At 66.1% G+C, this 14,215-nt stretch carries 10 protein-coding genes and 1 pseudogene; 4 read left to right on the top strand and 7 right to left on the bottom strand.

Annotation, left to right across the window (positions count from 1 at the left end; genetic code table 11):
* Positions 1-220: 220 nt before the first annotated feature.
* The gene (gene acnA / locus AB5J62_RS17585) at positions 221-3,031 is read left to right on the top strand and encodes an aconitate hydratase AcnA (RefSeq protein WP_370949294.1); all 2,811 of its coding nucleotides are present in this window, start codon (positions 221-223) and stop codon (positions 3,029-3,031) included.
* Between the two features lie 140 nt (positions 3,032-3,171).
* On the top strand, positions 3,172-3,408 hold the full coding sequence (locus AB5J62_RS17580; RefSeq protein ID WP_370949293.1) for a hypothetical protein: 237 nt from the start codon (positions 3,172-3,174) through the stop codon (positions 3,406-3,408).
* Positions 3,409-3,438: 30 nt separating this feature from the next.
* Here AB5J62_RS17580 and AB5J62_RS17575 read toward each other — a convergent pair.
* The 5 genes and pseudogenes from AB5J62_RS17575 to AB5J62_RS17555 form a co-directional block, all read right to left on the bottom strand.
* Positions 3,439-3,879: pseudogene (locus AB5J62_RS17575) on the bottom strand (MgtC/SapB family protein); the annotation flags it as partial.
* A 253-nt stretch (positions 3,880-4,132) separates the two neighbouring features.
* Entirely contained in the window at positions 4,133-5,362 is a 1,230-nt protein-coding gene (locus AB5J62_RS17570) for a cytochrome P450 (protein WP_370950286.1), read from the bottom strand.
* A gap of 123 nt (positions 5,363-5,485) precedes the next feature.
* On the bottom strand, positions 5,486-7,081 hold the full coding sequence (locus tag AB5J62_RS17565; protein ID WP_370949292.1) for a phospholipase C: 1,596 nt from the start codon (positions 7,079-7,081) through the stop codon (positions 5,486-5,488).
* An 11-nt stretch (positions 7,082-7,092) separates the two neighbouring features.
* A complete protein-coding gene (locus tag AB5J62_RS17560; protein ID WP_370949291.1) occupies positions 7,093-8,238 on the bottom strand; it encodes a Dyp-type peroxidase in 1,146 nt (381 codons plus the stop codon).
* A complete protein-coding gene (locus AB5J62_RS17555) occupies positions 8,235-9,362 on the bottom strand; it encodes an EfeM/EfeO family lipoprotein (RefSeq protein ID WP_370949290.1) in 1,128 nt (375 codons plus the stop codon). The genes AB5J62_RS17560 and AB5J62_RS17555 overlap by 4 nt, the downstream gene beginning before the upstream one ends.
* 181 nt (positions 9,363-9,543) lie before the next feature.
* Here AB5J62_RS17555 and AB5J62_RS17550 point away from each other — a divergent pair, with 181 nt between their 5' ends.
* A complete protein-coding gene (locus AB5J62_RS17550) occupies positions 9,544-10,545 on the top strand; it encodes an IS4 family transposase (protein ID WP_370949289.1) in 1,002 nt (333 codons plus the stop codon).
* Positions 10,546-10,566: 21 nt separating this feature from the next.
* Here the strand turns inward: AB5J62_RS17550 and AB5J62_RS17545 are convergent, their stop codons facing one another.
* On the bottom strand, positions 10,567-11,799 hold the full coding sequence (locus tag AB5J62_RS17545; RefSeq protein ID WP_370950285.1) for an IS256 family transposase: 1,233 nt from the start codon (positions 11,797-11,799) through the stop codon (positions 10,567-10,569).
* A 118-nt stretch (positions 11,800-11,917) separates the two neighbouring features.
* Between AB5J62_RS17545 and AB5J62_RS17540 the strand changes: the two genes are divergently transcribed.
* A complete protein-coding gene (locus AB5J62_RS17540) occupies positions 11,918-12,220 on the top strand; it encodes a hypothetical protein (RefSeq protein ID WP_370949288.1) in 303 nt (100 codons plus the stop codon).
* Positions 12,221-12,560: 340 nt separating this feature from the next.
* On the opposite strand, the gene AB5J62_RS17535 is transcribed toward AB5J62_RS17540, so the two are convergent.
* Positions 12,561-14,201 carry an alpha/beta hydrolase gene (locus tag AB5J62_RS17535; protein WP_370949287.1) on the bottom strand — a complete coding sequence of 547 codons (1,641 nt, stop codon included), beginning with the start codon at positions 14,199-14,201 and terminating at the stop codon, positions 12,561-12,563.
* Positions 14,202-14,215 lie beyond the last annotated feature (14 nt).

Genomic DNA, 14,215 nt, shown 5'->3' with positions numbered 1-14,215 from the left:
AAACTCGCGCACCGTGAGCCTCAATACCCCCATCAGGGGGACACTTGAACTCCAAAAAGTACAGGCGTACTGTTTGAGACGTGACGAGGTGTGCCATCCCGCATCCGGTCTTACGGTGGGGGTACGCAACACTCGGTCACGGCCGACCCGACGGCCGACGGCTTACGACCAGATACCCGAACTGACCTCGGCCATCGCCTGGCCACCACTGGAGTTAGACGTGACTGCACCCGCCAGCAAGGACAGCTTCGGCGCTCGAGACACGCTGAAGGTCGGTGACGCCTCGTACGAGGTGTTCCGGCTGAACAAGGTCGAGGGCGCGGAGCGCCTTCCCTACAGTCTCAAGATCCTGCTCGAGAACCTGCTGCGTACCGAGGACGGCGCGAACATCACCGCCGACCACATCCGCGCGCTCGGCGACTGGGACCCCAAGGCCGATCCGTCGATCGAGATCCAGTTCACCCCCGCGCGGGTGATCATGCAGGACTTCACCGGTGTCCCCTGCGTCGTCGACCTGGCCACCATGCGCGAGGCCGTCACCGACCTCGGCGGCGACCCCGACAAGGTCAACCCGCTGGCGCCCGCCGAACTGGTCATCGACCACTCGGTGATCATCGACGTGTTCGGCCGCGCCGACGCGTTCGAGCGCAACGTCGAGATCGAGTACGAGCGCAACCGCGAGCGCTACCAGTTCCTCCGCTGGGGCCAGGGCGCCTTCGACGAGTTCAAGGTCGTCCCGCCGGGCACCGGCATCGTGCACCAGGTCAACATCGAGCACCTCGCGCGCACGGTCATGGCCCGTAACGGCCAGGCGTACCCCGACTCCTGCGTCGGCACCGACTCGCACACCACCATGGTCAACGGCCTCGGCGTGCTGGGCTGGGGCGTCGGCGGCATCGAGGCCGAGGCCGCGATGCTCGGCCAGCCGGTCTCCATGCTCATCCCGCGCGTCGTCGGCTTCAAGCTGACCGGCGAGATCCCCACCGGCGTCACCGCGACCGACGTCGTGCTGACCATCACCGAGATGCTGCGCAAGCACGGCGTCGTCTCGAAGTTCGTCGAGTTCTACGGCGAGAGCGTCGGCGCGGTGCCGCTGGCCAACCGCGCCACCATCGGCAACATGAGCCCGGAGTTCGGCTCCACCGCGGCGATCTTCCCGATCGACGACGAGACCGTCCGCTACCTCAAGCTGACCGGCCGCTCCGAGGAGCAGGTGGCGCTGGTCGAGGCGTACGCCAAGGAGCAGGGCCTCTGGCACGACCCGGCCCGCGAGCCGGAGTTCTCCGAGTACCTCGAGCTGGACCTGTCGACGGTCGTCCCGTCGATCGCCGGCCCGAAGCGCCCGCAGGACCGCATCGAGCTGACCGACGCGAAGTCGTCGTTCCGCAAGTCGATCCACGACTACGTCGGTGACGAGCAGCCCGCGCCGCACACCAACGTCGACGAGACCGTCGAGGAGACCTTCCCGGCCAGCGACCCGGCCGCCCTGTCCTTCAAGGACGAGGACGCGGTCGAGCTGCAGTCCGCGGCGAACGGCCACACCGGCCGCCCGACCAACCCGGTCAAGGTCAGCTCGGCCGACCGCGGCGAGTTCATCCTCGACCACGGCGCCGTGGTGATCGCCTCGATCACCTCCTGCACCAACACCTCGAACCCGTCGGTCATGCTCGGCGCCGCGCTCCTCGCGCGCAACGCCGTCGACAAGGGCCTGTCGGTCAAGCCGTGGGTCAAGACCTCGATGGCGCCGGGTTCGCAGGTCGTCACCGACTACTACACCAAGGCCAACCTGTGGCCGTACCTGGAGAAGCTGGGCTACCACCTGGTCGGCTACGGCTGCACCACGTGCATCGGCAACTCCGGCCCGCTCTCGGACGAGATCTCCGCGGCCATCCAGGAGAACGACCTCACCGCCGTTTCGGTGCTCTCGGGCAACCGTAACTTCGAGGGTCGCATCAACCCCGACGTGAAGATGAACTACCTCGCGTCGCCGCCGCTGGTCATCGCGTACGCGCTCGCGGGCACGATGGACTTCGACTTCGAGAACCAGCCGCTGGGCCAGGACACCGACGGCAACGACGTCTTCCTGAAGGACATCTGGCCGTCGGCGCAGGAGATCCAGGAGACCATCGACTACGCGATCACGCAGGAGATGTTCACCAAGGACTACGCCGACGTCTTCGACGGCGGCGAGCGCTGGAAGTCGCTGCCCACCCCCGAGGGCAAGACCTTCGAGTGGGACACCGAGTCCACCTACGTCCGCAAGCCGCCGTACTTCGACGGCATGCAGGCGGAGCCGTCGCCGGTCACCGACATCTCCGGCGCGCGCGTGCTGGCGAAGCTCGGCGACTCGGTCACCACCGACCACATCTCCCCCGCCGGCGCGATCAAGCCGGGCACACCGGCCGCGCAGTACCTCACCGAGCACGGCGTGGAGAAGAAGGACTTCAACTCCTACGGCTCGCGTCGCGGTAACCACGAAGTGATGATCCGCGGCACCTTCGCGAACATCCGGCTGCGTAACCAGCTGCTGGACGACGTGCAGGGCGGCTACACCCGCGACTTCACCGTCGACGGCGCCCCGCAGGCGTTCATCTACGACGCCGCGCAGAACTACGCCGCCGCCGGCACCCCGCTGGTCGTGCTGGGCGGCAAGGAATACGGCTCGGGTTCGTCGCGTGACTGGGCGGCCAAGGGCACCTCGCTGCTCGGCGTCCGCGCGGTCATCACCGAGTCGTTCGAGCGCATCCACCGCTCGAACCTGATCGGCATGGGCGTCATCCCGCTGCAGTTCCCGGCGGGCGAGTCGGCCTCGTCGCTCGGCCTCGACGGCACCGAGACGTTCGACATCTCGGGCATCACCGCGCTCAACGAGGGTGCCACCCCGCGCACGGTGCACGTCACCGCCACCAAGGCCGACGGCACCAAGGTCGAGTTCGACGCCGACGTCCGCATCGACACCCCGGGCGAGGCGGACTACTACCGCAACGGCGGCATCCTGCAGTACGTCCTGCGCAAGATGACCAACGCCTGACGCGAGCGCTGACAAAGCGGGCTTCATCCTGGTTTTTTCCCAGGATGAAGCCCGCTTTTCTTTATTGCCGACGTTACTTCCTGTTACGTGCCTGAATGTCGATGTACGTTTTCGGCAGCCGACCGTCAATAGGAGTCACCATGAAAATCACCCGCGGCAGGACCACCGCCAACGCGGACCGCACCAGGAACGGCACCTGGCGAAAGACGAACACCGTCGGGACCATCTCCGATCACCACCTCCGGATCAGCCTGGACAACAAGGAGGCCGACGTGCCCTGGGACAGCGCGAACCCCGGGTACACCGGGAAGAAGTACGTCAAATTCCAGATCTGCCGCAAGGGCAAGACCTCTTGCGGTCCCTGGTGGAGCGTGTAACCGCGCTTCGCGGGCTCACTCGGCGCACCCCTCGGCGTCGCCCGGCTTCCGGTCGACCTTGCGTCCCAGCGCGCGCAGGCCGACATTGACGCCCACGATCACCGCGGTCCCGGTGGCCGCGATCGCGTAAAGTCCCGCTCCCGCAAGGGCTCCGACGGCCGCGGCACACCACAGCGTCGCCGCCGTGTTCAGCCCGCGCACGTTCATCCCGTCCCGGATGATCACGCCGGCGCCGAGGAACCCGATCCCGGACACGATCTGGGCCGCTACCCGCGTCGGGTCGGCGCTGCCCGCGCCGGTGACGTCACCGAAACCGTGCGCGGACAACAGGACGAACAACGTCGCGCCGACGGCGACGAGCGCGTTGGTGCGCAGGCCCGCGATCTTGGCGCGGAACTGGCGCTCGAAGCCGATCACGGTGCCCAGGCCGACGCCGGTGGCCACGCGAAGCAGCATCTCAAAGGTGTTCATGGCGAATCTCGCTTTTCTGGCGTGCGGACAGCCAGACAGGACGAAGACCGCGCTAGCGCACGTACCTCACGAGGGCGGTCTTCCCAGAACTGTCTTCCGGCATGTTCCGCTCACCTCGCTCTCCGGTCTCGTACTAGATCAACTCGACCCACCGTACACGGCCCGCTCGGGCCTCGCCGTAAGCACCGCGCAAAAATCCCAATGCGTCTTTCGTCACCCCGTAGGTGCCGAAAGACGCATTGGGACAACAGCGCTACCAGGTCACCGGCATCACCTTCGGCGCACGCGCCATCATCGCCTTCTTCCAGACGACCTCGCCCGCCAGCCTCAGCTTGGGCATCTTGACCGTGAGCGCGCGCAGCGCCTCCTGCAGCTCGCAGCGGGCGAGCGCCGCGCCTGGGCAGTGATGCGGCCCGTGCCCGTAGCCGAGGTGCTGGACCTGCTTGCGGTCGAGACGGATCAGGTCCGGTCCCTCGAACTGCTCCGGGTCCCGGTTGGCCGCGCCGATCGACACCAGCACCGGTTCACCGCGCTTGACCAGCACGTCCCCGATCTGGATGTCTTCGGTGGCGTACCGCGCGAAACTGGCGCCGGTGCCGAGCGGAACGTACCTCGTCAGTTCTTCGATGGCGTTGGGAATCAAGTCCGGTTCGTCGATCAGCCGCTGCCACTCCTCGGGGTTTTCCATCAGCAGCAGAGTGAAATTCGGTATCTGCGAAGCCACGGTCTCGTAACCGCCGAACAAAAGTCCGAGCGAGGAAACCACCAGCTCGAACTCGCTCAGCTTGTCGTGTTCGTCGCGAGCCTCGACCAGTCCGCTCAAAAGGTCGTCGGTCGGTCGCGCCCGCCGCTCGGCGATCGCGTTCATCATGTATTCGTGCTGGGTGGCGCGATACTCGGCGGCCTGTCCCGGAGTCAGGCCCTCGGTCGAAACAGTGGCGTTGCTCCATTTGATGAAGTCGTCGTGGTCGCTTTCGGGAACGCCGAACAACCCGCAAATGACCGCTCCGGGCAAGGCGAAACCGTACTCGGCCGCCAATTCGGCAGTGTCGCCTTTCGCCATCAGCCCATCGAGCAGACCCTCTGCCAGCGAACGGATCCGCGGCCGCATTTCCTCGACCCGGCGCGCGGTCAGCGCCTTGGCGATCAGGCCACGTAGTCGGGTGTTCTCCGGCGGGTCCATCGACATCAGGCCCTCGTCCAGCGTTTCCGGCACCTGGCGTGGCTGATCCCGCTCCAATGCCATCGACCGCGAGAATCGATTATCACCATAGACGAGACGGGCGTCGGCATAACGGGTCACCAGCCACGCCGGCTCACCATATGCCAATTGCACGCGAAGCAGAGTTCCGGATTCACGCGCTTTCGCATAAATGTCCGATATTTCCAGTCCCTCGGAGCTGTTGAACGGATAAGCGACCGGCTCGCAACTCACGTTTCCTCCCTGGGCTTTGCTGGGGTGAGCGAGGACCCACCCCAGCAAAGCTGGCACGAAACGTCGTTATCCCCGGACCACGAAAAGCGTAGGCCGTTGGGTCGAGCGCCACTTTGTCAACTGGCCCATTCGCTATTAAGCGACTCGATGACTTCTCTTGATGAATGTCCATCAAGGCATAATGGCACCCGACTTGGGATCGAGCTTCAGCGGTTTTCCGGCAGCGGCGCCGAAATCGAACATAGACCGCATATCACCCGCGATTTCGTCGTACGACGAGTCGCCGATCTTGCCGGTCGACCAGTTCTCCTCGATGAAGCGGAGCACCGAGGTCTGGTCGGTCAGCGTGTGGTCGACGTGGTTCACCTTGCTGTACGGCGAAATCACCATCAGCGGCAGACGCGGGCCGTAGCCACAGCGGTCGGCGTGGCCGCCGAGCTTCACCGGCTGCGCGGTGCAGATCGCCGAGTCCTGCTTCGCGTCGTTCGAGCCGTTGACGACCGGTCCGGCGACGTGGTCGTACCAGCCGTCGGAGTCGTCGTAGGCGAGCACGATCGCGGTCGACGCCCACTGCGGCGACTGCTGGATCTTGTTGACCTGGTCGACCACGAACTCCTGCTCGTCGAGCGGGTCGGAGTAGCCGGCGTGGCCGTCCTGGTACGACCCGGCCTTGAGGTAGCTCACCGAGGGCAGGTTGCCCGCGCCGAGCGCGGTGTCGAAGTCGGCCAGGTCGTACTGGTGATTGGCCTGGTCGGTCTTGCCGATCGCGTCCGGCGACTTCGGCGGCAGGTGCTTCGGGTTGGCCGTGGACTTGTAGTACTGGAACGGTTCGTGGTGCGGGCTGTAGTCCACAACGGACTGACCGCCGATGTTCTTGTGCGACTGCCCGCAGACCGCGTAGCGCCCGCTCTCGCCGCCGCCTGGCGTGGTCGGGCGGAAGCCGCCCTGGAACCAGCCCCAGGTGACCTTCTTCTCGTTGAGCAGGTCGCCGATGTTGCGGCCTTGCATCACCGCGAGGTTGTCCTTGGCCATGTGGTTCTTGTCCGAGCAGTCGTCGAACGCCGGGTCGGGGTCTTCGATGATCGTGCCGACCTTCGAGGCGTCCGGCGAGACGGCCGCCTTCGGGTCGTCCTTGGGCTCGCCGCTCACCGAGTCGACGGCCTGGACGCCGTGCGTCTGCCCGGAGATCAGGTTGATCGCACCGGGCGTCGACGGGCCGAACACCGTGTCGAAGGAGTTGTCGTTCAGCGCGTAGTGCTGGGCGTAGTTCCACATGCCGGTGACGGTGTTGCCGTCGTAGTAGTCCATGACCAGGCCGGGTTCGCCGAACAGCACCGGCTGGCCGGTGCACTTGTCCTTCTCGGTGTTCTCGACGAACTTGTCCATCTTGCCGCCGTTGTAAGCGGCCTGTTCCTTGTTGTAGTCGTGGTCCTGGTCGCAGGTCATCGCCTGCTCGTGGGTGAGCCGCTTCGGCTGGTACGCGTTGGGGTTGTGGGTGAGCAGGTCCGGGGTCAGCCCGTTGACCTGCGGTGTCCCGGCGGCGGCGGTGAACTGGGTGCCGTCGGTGTTGGCCGCGTTGGGATACGTGCCGAAGTAGTGGTCGAACGCGATGTTCTCGCCGAAGATCACCACCACGTGCTTGATCGGGGTGGCCGTCCGCGCCTCGCTGTCCCGTGACGGTGGCGCGGGCTGCTCTCCCCCGCTTCCGCTGCAGCCGGCGGCCAGCACGGCGGCGGACGCCAGCGCCACCAGCACCTTTTTGTCCACTGTGGATCCTCCTAACGGGCCAGCAAGGCGCGGCCGTAGTAGTCGTCGGTACCGGTGACACCCGGGAGCGCGTAGAAGTACCCGCCGCCGAACGGCGAGATGTAGTCGGTCAGCGGCTCGCCGTCGAGCCGCTTCTGCACGGTCTCGAACTGCGCTTCGAGATCGCGCTGGTAGCAGGTGAAGATCAGCCCCATGTCGAGGTTGCCGTTCGCGTCGACGCCGCGGTCGTAGTTGAACCCGCGCCGCAGCAGCCTGCTGCCGCCGGTGTCGTCGGTGCGCGGGTTCGCGAGCCGGATGTGACTGGTCAGCGGGATCACCGTGCCGACGGGATCGTCGCCGAACCGCGGCACGTCGGTCTCGCGCGCGCCGTCGAGCGGGGCGCCGGTGTCGCGCCGCCTGCCGATCATGTTCTCCTGCTCGGACAGCGAGACCCGATCCCAGAACTCGACGAGCATCCTGATCAACCGGATCACCTGGTAGCTGCCGCCGTCCGGGGTCCACACCAGACGGTCCATTTCGGACTCGACGGGGTTGGCCGTGCCGTCTTTGAAGCCGAGCAGGTTGCGCGGCGCGCCGTCGGGCCTGGCGGGTGAACTGAACCCGTTGAGCTTCCAGCGCACCTGCATGCCGCCGCGCGTCGCGCGCGTGATGTCGCGCAGCGCGTGCAGGACCGTGTCCGGCTGCTCGGCGGTGAGCACCAGGCTGAGGTCGCCGTGGCACTGCTTCTCGTCGAGCGCGTCGTCGGGGAACGCGGGCATCGGCTTGAGCTTGTCCGGCTTGCGCGCGGCGAGCCCGAACCGGTCGTCGAACAGCGACGAGCCGACGCCGAGCACCACGCCGAGGTCACCGCGCGGCACCTCCGGCCCGAGCACCCCGGAGTCCGACGGCGGCGCGGTGATGCCGAGCGCGGCGGGCGCGCCTCCGGCCACCAGGAACCTGGCGCGGTCCGTGACGGTCTTGAAGAGCTCCGTCAGCTCGTCCCGGTTCTCGGCGATCACATCGAACGAGACGACGACGCTCTGCCGGGCGGGTTCACGCAGGATCGCCTGCTGCCGTGCGCCGTGGAAGGCGGGCTGGGCGTGGGCGCTCGCGGAGAGCCCGGCGATGCCGACGCCCGCGACCGCGCCACGCAGGAAGGTCCGGCGCGCCAGGTTCACGACACCCTCCTCGGTTCGGCGATCGCGGCGATCGGCGCGAGCTGCTCGGTCAGCTCGGCGACCGAGCCGTTGATCCTCTGCCGCAGCGCCGGATCGAGCTGTGCCAGCGGCGTCCAGGTGCCGTCGGCGCGTCTCGCGGCCGAGACCGCCGTCCTTGTCCGATTCATCCATTTGTCCACAGTGGAGAGACCGGGGAATCGCGGTGTCAGCAACGGCCGCAGCACGTCGAGCACGGCACTGGTTCCGTCCACATTGGCCAGAACGGTCGCCAGGCTAGTCCCGCTGCCGCCATCGGTCTTGCCGGTCAGCTCGAATTGCAGCGAGTTCTCCATGATTTCATGCGCGCGCAACCCGAGATCATTTTGATCGATTTGGGCACCGGCGAAGAATTCACGCAATCCACGCACATCGGTTTCGAGCTGCTCGGTGACCGGCACGAGCTTCGCCAGGTCATCACCGCGCCACAACCCGGCTTCGAGCCCGTGGAACCCGGTCTCGTTGATCGCCGCGTCCGCGTCGCCGAACGCGTCGTAGGCGGCACCGAGCCGCTCGTAGGTCAGGTGCGCGGTCAGCCACGCCGACTGGCTCGCCGCCCGATTTCCGCCCCGCACGGCGGTTTTCACGGCGGCGACCTGTTCGGTAAGCGTGCCGAGTCCGTTTTGGACATACTCGTGATACGCCTTCACCGGCCCGAGCAGATCGGCGTTCGTCACCGGGACGACGGCAGGCCCGCGGCGCTCGGCTCCGCCCGAAACGTGCGCTTTCGGCCCCACGAAAGGCGCGTCACCTTCGGGAAGACACCGGAACGCGTAATCGCCATTGCCCAGCTCGACCGGCAAAGCCCGGACCGTCCCGGCGCCGAGCCCCTCGATTTCGCCGTACACCATTCCGGTGCCGGGGTCGATCAACTCGACCTCGGCCGTCACCGCACCCGTGTTCCGCACTTGCAGCGTTTGCCTGCCAGGCTTGGCGTTCCAGCCCTCGGCACACGAAGACCGCGAAACGGAGATTTCGGACTCTGCAAGGGATTCCGAGCTACGAGGCCACTTCAGGGCCACCACGACACCCGCGAGCACGACGACCGCCACCGCGATCACCCAGCGGGCACGAAGGAAGCGCGACACGCACAACCCCCACCATCGGTGAATGATTCACCGCTACCTTAACCCCCAACGCAAAGAGGTCGTGAGCGGTACGGCCGGTTAGAACCCAATGCCACGTAGCTTAAGTTGATCTTGTTTGTGGTGGTGGGTTTGCGGCGTGGCGGCGTGGGTTGTCTGGGGCGGGCTGGTCTGATCGTCGGTTATGAGTTCAGGTGTGACGGCCAGCCCGGATCAGGTGTCGCTGGGTGTGCTGGTGGCGGCGGTGGATCGGGATGTGATCGACACCGCGATCGCCGCGTGCGGGGTGGGGGCGAAGCGGTCGGATGGGAAGCTGCCGCCGCGTGTGGTGGCGGTGCTGACGATGGCGATGAGCTTGTTCCCCGACGATGATTATGAAGAGGTCGCGACGAAGGTGACCGGGTCGTTGTCGCGGTTCGGGTGCTGGGACGCGTCCTGGACGGTGCCGACGGCCAGTGGGATCACTCAGGCTCGTAAACGGTTGGGGCCGGTGGTGATGGAGCAGGTGTTCGAGGGTGTCGCGCAGGCGGTGGCGACTTCGGACACGCGTGGCGCGTGGTTGCGGCGGTGGCGGTTGCTGGCGATCGACGGGTTCGAGGTCGACCTGCCCGACACCGCGGGCAATGTGGAGGAGTTCGGGTATGCCGGATCGGGCAAGCACCGCTCGGCCTTTCCGAAAGCGCGGGTGGTGGCGCTGGCCGAATGCGGCACGCACGCGTTCCTCGCCGCTCGCGTCGGCGCCTATGCGACGGGGGAGCAAACCTTGGCGCAGGAGCTCTATCCGCGCCTGCTTGCTGATGAGCTGCTGACCGCGGACCGGAATTTCTATAGCTGGGACGCGTGGGACAGCGCCTCACGCACGGGCGCGGCGTTGTTGTGGCGGGCACCGGCGAACCTGGCGTTGCCGGTGGTGCGGGTTCTGTCCGACGGGTCTTATCTCACGGTTCTGATCAACCCGAAGGTCCGCGGAGCGGGCCGTCGTCGTCAGATTCTCGACGCCGCGATGGCCGGGGACCAGATCCACCCCGAGGAGGCACACCTGGTCCGGGTCGTGGAATACGACATCCCCGACCGCGTGGGCAACGGCACCGGTGAGCTGATCGTGCTGCTCACGAACATCACCGACTCCGACGACGCGGCCGCCGAGGAACTCGCCTGTCACGATTTCTGTGTAAGTCAGAGGTGATTACTTACGTTTTTCAGGTTATCAGAAAGGGAGCCTTCCTGGGAAGAGGCGGGCTAGGGTGTTGAGTGCGACTTTCCAGCCGTGTGTTCCCGTTCCGGATGTTCCGCCGCGTTGACTGGAGATGTTGCGGAGTCCGAGGTAGAGAAGTTTCATGGCTGCGTCTTTGTCGGGGAAGTGTCCGCGGTTCTTGGTGATTTTGCGGAGTTGGAAGTTGATGGATTCGATAGCATTGGTGGTGTAGACGATTTTGCGGAGTTCCGGCGGGTAGTCAAGGAACGGGATGAGGTCATTCCAGGCGTTATGCCACACGTCGATGGCTCCTGGATATTGTTGCCCCCATTTCTTGTCGAATTCGGCCAGGGCGAGTTCGGCGCCTTCGACGGTGGGGGCGCAGTAGATCTCGCGCATCGATGTGGCGATCTTTTTGCGGTCGTTGTAGGACACGAATTTCGAGGCGTTGCGGATGACGTGGACCACGCAGGTCTGCACGACCGTGTCAGGAAAGATCACTTTGATCGCGTCGGGAAGACCGGTCAGGCCGTCGCAGCAGGCGATGAGGATGTCTTTGACGCCACGGTTGCGCAGGTCGGTGACGACCTTCTGCCAGAACTTCGCGGCCTCGGTGTCCTGGATCCAGCAGCCGAGAGCGTGCTTGCGGCCGTCCACGTCGACACCGATGGCCAGGTAGGCGACTTTGGTGGTCACCACGCCGTTGTCTTTGACGCGGATCCGGATTCCATCCACATACAGGATCGGATACACCTCGTCGAGCGGACGTGATTGCCACGCTTTGATCTCGTCGACCACGACATCGGTCACGTTCGATATCAATTCCCGGGAGGCATTCACGCCATAAACTTCCAGCAAATGCGCTTCGATGTCGCGGGTGGTCATGCCCCGGGAGTACAGTGACAGGATCATGTCGTCGATGTTGCCGATCCGACGAGATCGCTTCGGCACGATCGCGGGTTCAAAAGACCCGTTCCGGTCACGCGGAACCTCGATATCGACCGGACCGTTCATCGTCGACACCGTCTTGGTCGACCTCCCATTCCGGGAATTGCCGGAACCGCGACCGGAGGGGTCGCCGGCGTCATAGCCTAAATGGTCGGTCATCTCGGCCTGCAGCGCCCGCTCGAGGACCGCTTTGGTCATTTGATTCAGCAAGCCGTTGACGCCGTCGATCGGCGTTCCGGCCGCTTTGGCGTCCTTCAGCAGCGCGTCGATCGTCTCCGGCGAGAACGTCTCCGCCAGCTGCCGCGCCGCCGCCTCGTCACTGCGACGAGGCGATGTGTTCTGCGTCACTCGGTGTCCCTTCCGACCGCCCACCAGGCCGGTCGATCTTGGTACACCCCCGACCTACACAGTTGGCATGACACGCCCCGAGGAACTCGCCGCGGCTTATCACCAGCGCTGGGAGGAGGAAACCGCCAATGACCAGCTCAAAACCCATCTTCGAGGGCCGGGCAAGATCCTGCGATCGAGACTTCCGGAGCTGGTGCATCAGGAGATCTGGGCGTGGCTGACCGTCCATTACGCCCTGAGTGTCCTGATCGCCCGCGCGGCCGAGGCCGCAGATCTCGACCCCGACCGGATCAGCTACAGCCGTGTCCTGCGTATCGCCCGTCGTTCCGCCACCGGCACGGCGGGTTTTTCCCCCTCCGGACTGGACTGACGCACTACCCACGATCCTGGCCGACATCACCGGCAAACCCCTCCCGCCCCGCCGACACCGAACATGCCCACGCGCGGTCAAACGGTTACGCCACAACGCATACCGCGCCAAGACACGCACCGAACCAGCCAGCACCCGCCACCCCAGCCCACCCACGATCAGGCTACGCGGACTCACCCGCGCAGCCTGATCAACTCAAGCTACGTGGCATTGGGTTAGAACCGGCGATACCACTCACGACCCCACAATGCCGAGCCCCGGGATAAAGCGGGCTTTACTCCCGGGGATAAAGCCCGCTTTATCCCCGGGAGTTCAGCGGGCTTATCCCCGGCCGAGCTGGTTAGCGCTTGTCAGCCGAGGCCGCCGCGGCGGCCGTGCCGAACGGCTGGACGTTGGGCTGGAAGACCTGGCCTGCGGCGGGCACCTTGAGGTCGACCAGGTACTCGGCCGTGGCCTTGTCCACGCCCAGCGCGTCACCGAGGATGCAGTGACCGAACGCGTCGACGGTCAGCAGCCTGGCGTTGCCGAGCTGCTTGGTCATCCGCTGCGCGAACTTGTACTGCGTCGCCGGGTCGTAGTAGTTGCCGATGACCAGCACCGGGGTGTCGGTCTCGGCGCGCCACGGGCCGCGGTAGACGTCGGGCTTCTTGGCGGGCCACACCGGGCAGCCGGCGGTGTCGGAGAACGCCTGGTAGCGACCGAAGGTGGGCGATTCCTGCTCCCACTTCGCGGCGATCGCCGGGACGCTGTCCTGCTTGACACCCTTGAACTGCTTGTCGAGGCAGTTCACGCCGAAGTACGAGTCGTCACCGGTGTACGGCGAGTCGCCGCGCCCGTCCTGACGGCCGCTGCCGCTGCCGTTCAGCACCTTCAGGTTCGCGCCTGCCAGCGACTGCGTCTGCGCACCGGCGGGCGGGAAGGCCGCGTTGTAGTAGTACTGCAGGTCGGCAGCGAGACCGCTGAACGCGCCCGGGTCGTACAGCGCGCCCGAGATGTCACCGGTGAAGTTGTTGATGGTGTACGGCTTGCCGTCGGGCGCGGTGAGCGGCTTCGAGCGCAGGTAGGTGCGCAGCTCGTCGAACTTCGCGCGCGGCTGGCCGGAGCTGAACGCGCAGTTCGTGCCGACCTGCTGGCAGCGCTTGAGGAACCCGTCGAGCGCGATCTCGAAGCCGGTGGCCCGCTCGCGGTCGTACTGGACGCCGTCCGAGGTGCGCAGCTGCGGGTCGACGTTGCCGTCGATCACGATCGCGCGGGACTGCTTCGGGAACATCGCGGCGTAGGTCGACCCGATCAGGGTGCCGTACGAGAAGCCGACGTAGGTCAGCTTCTGGTCGCCGACCGCGGCACGCAGCACGTCGAGGTCACGCACCACGTCCTTGGTGGACATGTGGTTGAGCAGCGCGCCCGCGTTGTTCTTGCAGAACTGGCCGTAGTCGCGGTACGCGGCGAGCGTGCCGGAGATCTCCGCGCGCGAGATCGGCACGGCGATCTGGGCGCCGAACACCTCGTCGGCGTCCTCCTGCGTGGTGAAGCACTTCAGCGGGTTGCTGATGCCGACGCCACGCGGGTCGAAGCCGATCAGGTCGAACTTGTCGACGACCGACGGCTGCAGGAACCGGGTGCCGGAGATGGCCATGCGGCGGCCGGCGCCACCGGGGCCGCCGGGGTTGAGGAACAGCGACCCGATCTTCTTGTCAGGGGTGTTCGCCGAGTGCTTGAGCAGCCCGATGTCGATGGTGCCCAGGTACTTGTTGTCATGGTCGATCGGCATCCGGTAGCTGCCGCAGCTGTATTCCTTCAGCTTGTCGGCAGGCACTCCGCTCAGCGTGCCCGCCGGGCAGGGAATACCCCACTTCACCGGCGGCGTGGCGCCGACCGGCGCGGGAAAGACCTTCCCGCCGTCCTCGGCGGCCGCGGCCGTCGTCGCTCCCGCCAGCACCGTCCCGGCTACGAGCGCCCCCACCAGCGCGAATACCCGCACTGGCCTCCTCGTGG

The sequence above is a fragment of the Amycolatopsis sp. cg5 genome, assembly GCF_041346955.1.
Lineage (GTDB): Bacteria > Actinomycetota > Actinomycetes > Mycobacteriales > Pseudonocardiaceae > Amycolatopsis.
This window is presented reverse-complemented; position numbering and strand designations above follow the sequence as displayed.